Origin of the sequence: Parasphingopyxis sp., from assembly GCF_052168275.1 — a bacterium.
Taxonomy (GTDB): domain Bacteria; phylum Pseudomonadota; class Alphaproteobacteria; order Sphingomonadales; family Sphingomonadaceae; genus Parasphingopyxis.
In genome coordinates this window covers 1-3,225 of sequence record NZ_JBQLZM010000009.1, presented here as the reverse complement: position 1 = coordinate 3,225, position 3,225 = coordinate 1, and the positions used below count along the sequence as shown (strand labels likewise).

Genomic DNA, 3,225 nt, shown 5'->3' with positions numbered 1-3,225 from the left:
TCGTGCTCGTGCGCCGCTCCGAGTTCCGCCTCGGCAAGATCGACGACCGGGTCGAACTGCTCGACGGCTATATCATCGCCTATCTCAATCTCGACCGGATCATCGAGATCATCCGCTACGAGGACGAGCCCAAACAGGTGATGATGGCCGAGTTCACGCTCAACGACCGCCAGGCGGAGGCGATCCTCAACATGCGGCTCCGCAACCTGCGCAAGCTCGAGGAGATGGAGCTGCGGCAGGAACGCGAGGACCTGCTGGAGGAGCGCGCGGAGCTGGACAAGCTGCTCAACTCCAGGGCCCGCCAGAAGACGCGGATGAAGAAGGACCTGGCGGGGCTCCTCAAGACGTACGGCGCCGATACCGAACTCGGCCGGCGCCGCACCAGCCTCGAGGAAGCTGCCCCGCCCAGGGACATCCCCCTGGAAGCGATGATCGAAAAGGAGCCGATCACCGTCGTCATGTCCGAACGCGGCTGGATCCGCGCGATGAAGGGCCATGTCGACGCCGCCGGTCTCGCCAAGCTCAAATATAAGGAAGGCGACGGCCCGGCCTTCGATTTCCCCGCCCAGACGACCGACAAGCTGCTGCTCGCCGCGGACGACGGCCGCATCTACACGCTCGGCGGCGACAAGCTGCCCGGCGCGCGCGGTTTCGGCGAACCCGTCCGCTCGATGGTCGATATCGAGGACGGCGCCGAGATTGTCGGCCTCGTAAAGGTCGAGGCGGGCGGCCGGCTGCTGCTCGCCAGCTCGGCCGGCAAGGGCTTTATCGCCAATGCCGAGGAAATCGTCAGTACGACGCGCAAGGGCAAGGTGGTCGTGAACGTCAAGGCCGGCGCGAAGCTCCGCGTCGTCCGCCCGATCCCCGAGGGCGCGGACCATGTCGCGGCGATCGGCGCGAACCGCAAGCTGCTGATCTTCGCCCTCGACGCGCTCCCCGAAATGGCGCGCGGCCAGGGCATCATGCTGCAAAAGTACAAGGATGGCGGCCTGTCCGACGCGCTGGCCTTCAAGTTAGACGAGGGCCTGAGCTGGGCGATGGGCGGCGATACGGGCCGCACGCGGACCGAGACGGAGCTTGGCGACTGGATCGGCAATCGCGGGACGGCGGGGCGGCTGCCGCCAAGGGGTTTTCCGCAGGATAATCGGTTTTAGCGAGTAACTCGCAGCCACCTCTTTTTCCGACTTTCCAATGGAGTCCAAGATAACCAAGCATTGATGGGGTAGACCCGCAGTTTGAAAACTAGATTTCTGTTGTCCAGTCTGGTTGTGCGGGCTCGCCATTGATGGTGACCGGTGGGCCGCAATCATTGCCTGGATATATCTGTAACCCGCCTTCAAACAGCGTTACGCTAAAAGGCGCACCTCGCAGCTTGGCCTGAATGACCATCACGTCATTGGGCTGCAGCAGATACCGATCAGGATTAAGCTCAACCATTACTTCAAGAATTGATGAAGTCGTATTCATGATTTCGAGTGTCTGAGTGGATTTGATTTTCCCCATTTGTTCAGATTATCAGGCTGTGTGCTTTTTGAAAGGGCCTCGCATTGACTGCGAGCCTATCTCGTGGGCCCTAGCCGCGATATCTTTAAGCGACCAAGGCCGATCGGTGATATCAGCTAAGCGCCTAACCCCGCTCCTCGATCCGCGCGATGCGCAGTTCGACGCGCTTGAGTTCGCGCAGGATAACCGGTTCTAGCGCACTCCCGCCAATCATCGGTGCGCCACAACGCGGCCGTCGGTCCGATCTGGGGCTAGCATATGTGAATGTGTATATCGGAATATTGGCGCAATTCTCTTGCCGGCCCGTACCGGGCCCGGAAAGAGGAACATCGGTATGGATATCTACGAACGCCTGAAACAGGATCACGAGAAGCAGCGTGACCTTGCCGCGCAAATCATGGAAACTTCGGGCGACAGCGAGGAACGGCGCTCACTCTGGGCCCGGCTCAAGCCCGAGGCCGTCGCTCATGCGAACGCCGAAGAACAGACTTTCTACGCCACGCTGATCGAACGGCCCGAAGGCCAGGAAAAGGCCCGGCACAGTGTAAGCGAGCACAAGGAGGCCGACGATCTTATCGAAGAACTGGACGAGTTGGACATGGGCTCCGGCCGCTGGATCCAAAAATTCGAAAAGCTCAAGGATGCCGTCGAGCATCATATGGACGAGGAAGAGAATGAGGTTTTCGTTTTGGCGAAGAAGCTCCTGTCCGACGCAGAGGAACGTCGCCTGGCGGATGAATTCGACAAACGGAAACAGGCTGAGCTGGACGGCTAGCACCGTCGGCAGAACAGTCGTGGGCGATTCGCGTGGCGGATCGCCCGTCACCTGTTCCGGTTGAGGGGCTAGCGGGTACCGTTCACGCCGCCAGCTGCATCCGCCAGACGGCCCGCCATTCCTCGCCGCTCCGGTTCAGCACCAGTATCTCGCGGCCCTCGGCCGTGTGCGCGGCGCCGTCGCTCGTCCAGTCCATTGCCCAGCGATATTCGAGGATCGCGGTATCGCCGCGTTCGGTGACGATCGTGTCGGATGTTTCGTAGCGGGTCACTTCGCTGCGCCCTACGAACTCGCGATAGCTGTCGATCGCTGCCTCGATGCCCTCCGTGCGGGCACCTCCGCCCGGCGCGACGATCGCGATATCCTCGTCCAGATAGTTTCGAAGGTCGTCGAAGCGGCACTCCTGCCAGCAGCGGTCCATATCGGCGGCGAAATCGGCGAGGGGGCGCGTCATCGGCCGCCGGGATAGCAGACCGCCGTCCGGCGATTCAATCAGGCGCGTTCCTCGATCCGCGCGATGCGCAGCTCGACGCGCTTCAGCTCGCGCAGGATCGTCATCAGGTTCATCCGCTCGAAAAACCATTGCTTGACGAAGCCCTGGGCCATCAACAGGCCGAGCGTCACGGCGACCCAGATGAAGAGCTGGCGGTCGGTGTCGGCGGTCAGCATCTGCCAGATCGCCACGAACAGCGCGATGCCCAGCGCCAAGGCGACGGCGAAGATTAGCTTCGCCCAGCCGCCGAGCGGTCCGGTCAGCGTGTCGCCGATCTGCGCGAAGAGGCCGCGCTCGCTGTCGAGTTCCCTGAGGAAAGCCTCGTCATCGGCGTCGAGCGCGGCGCGGAGCCTGGTGTCGAATTCGGTCATCGGTCTTCTCCTTTGTCAAATCTTCAGTTCGTCATTGCGAGCGACCGCAGGGCGCGCGGCAATCCAGAGCTTCATGCGCTGAG

At 62.0% G+C, this 3,225-nt stretch carries 5 protein-coding genes; 2 read left to right on the top strand and 3 right to left on the bottom strand.

Features of this window, described 5'->3' with window-relative positions; all coding sequences use genetic code 11:
• Positions 1-1,154 (top strand): DNA gyrase subunit A (locus ACTS1X_RS01005; RefSeq protein ID WP_442612524.1); only part of this gene is annotated, 1,154 nt, incomplete at its 5' end.
• Between the two features lie 88 nt (positions 1,155-1,242).
• Here the strand turns inward: ACTS1X_RS01005 and ACTS1X_RS01000 are convergent.
• On the bottom strand, positions 1,243-1,503 hold the full coding sequence (locus tag ACTS1X_RS01000; RefSeq protein WP_442612523.1) for a hypothetical protein: 261 nt from the start codon (positions 1,501-1,503) through the stop codon (positions 1,243-1,245).
• Positions 1,504-1,837: 334 nt separating this feature from the next.
• Here ACTS1X_RS01000 and ACTS1X_RS00995 point away from each other — a divergent pair, with 334 nt between their 5' ends.
• Positions 1,838-2,278, top strand: coding sequence for a hemerythrin domain-containing protein (locus ACTS1X_RS00995; protein WP_442612522.1), 441 nt, complete (start codon positions 1,838-1,840; stop codon positions 2,276-2,278).
• Positions 2,279-2,360: 82 nt separating this feature from the next.
• Here the strand turns inward: ACTS1X_RS00995 and ACTS1X_RS00990 are convergent, their stop codons facing one another.
• A complete protein-coding gene (locus tag ACTS1X_RS00990) occupies positions 2,361-2,732 on the bottom strand; it encodes a YybH family protein (protein WP_442612521.1) in 372 nt (123 codons plus the stop codon).
• 38 nt (positions 2,733-2,770) lie between these two features.
• Positions 2,771-3,142, bottom strand: a complete 372-nt coding sequence (locus ACTS1X_RS00985) for a DUF6768 family protein (protein ID WP_442612520.1) — start codon at positions 3,140-3,142, stop codon at positions 2,771-2,773.
• Between the last annotated feature and the right edge of the window lie 83 nt (positions 3,143-3,225).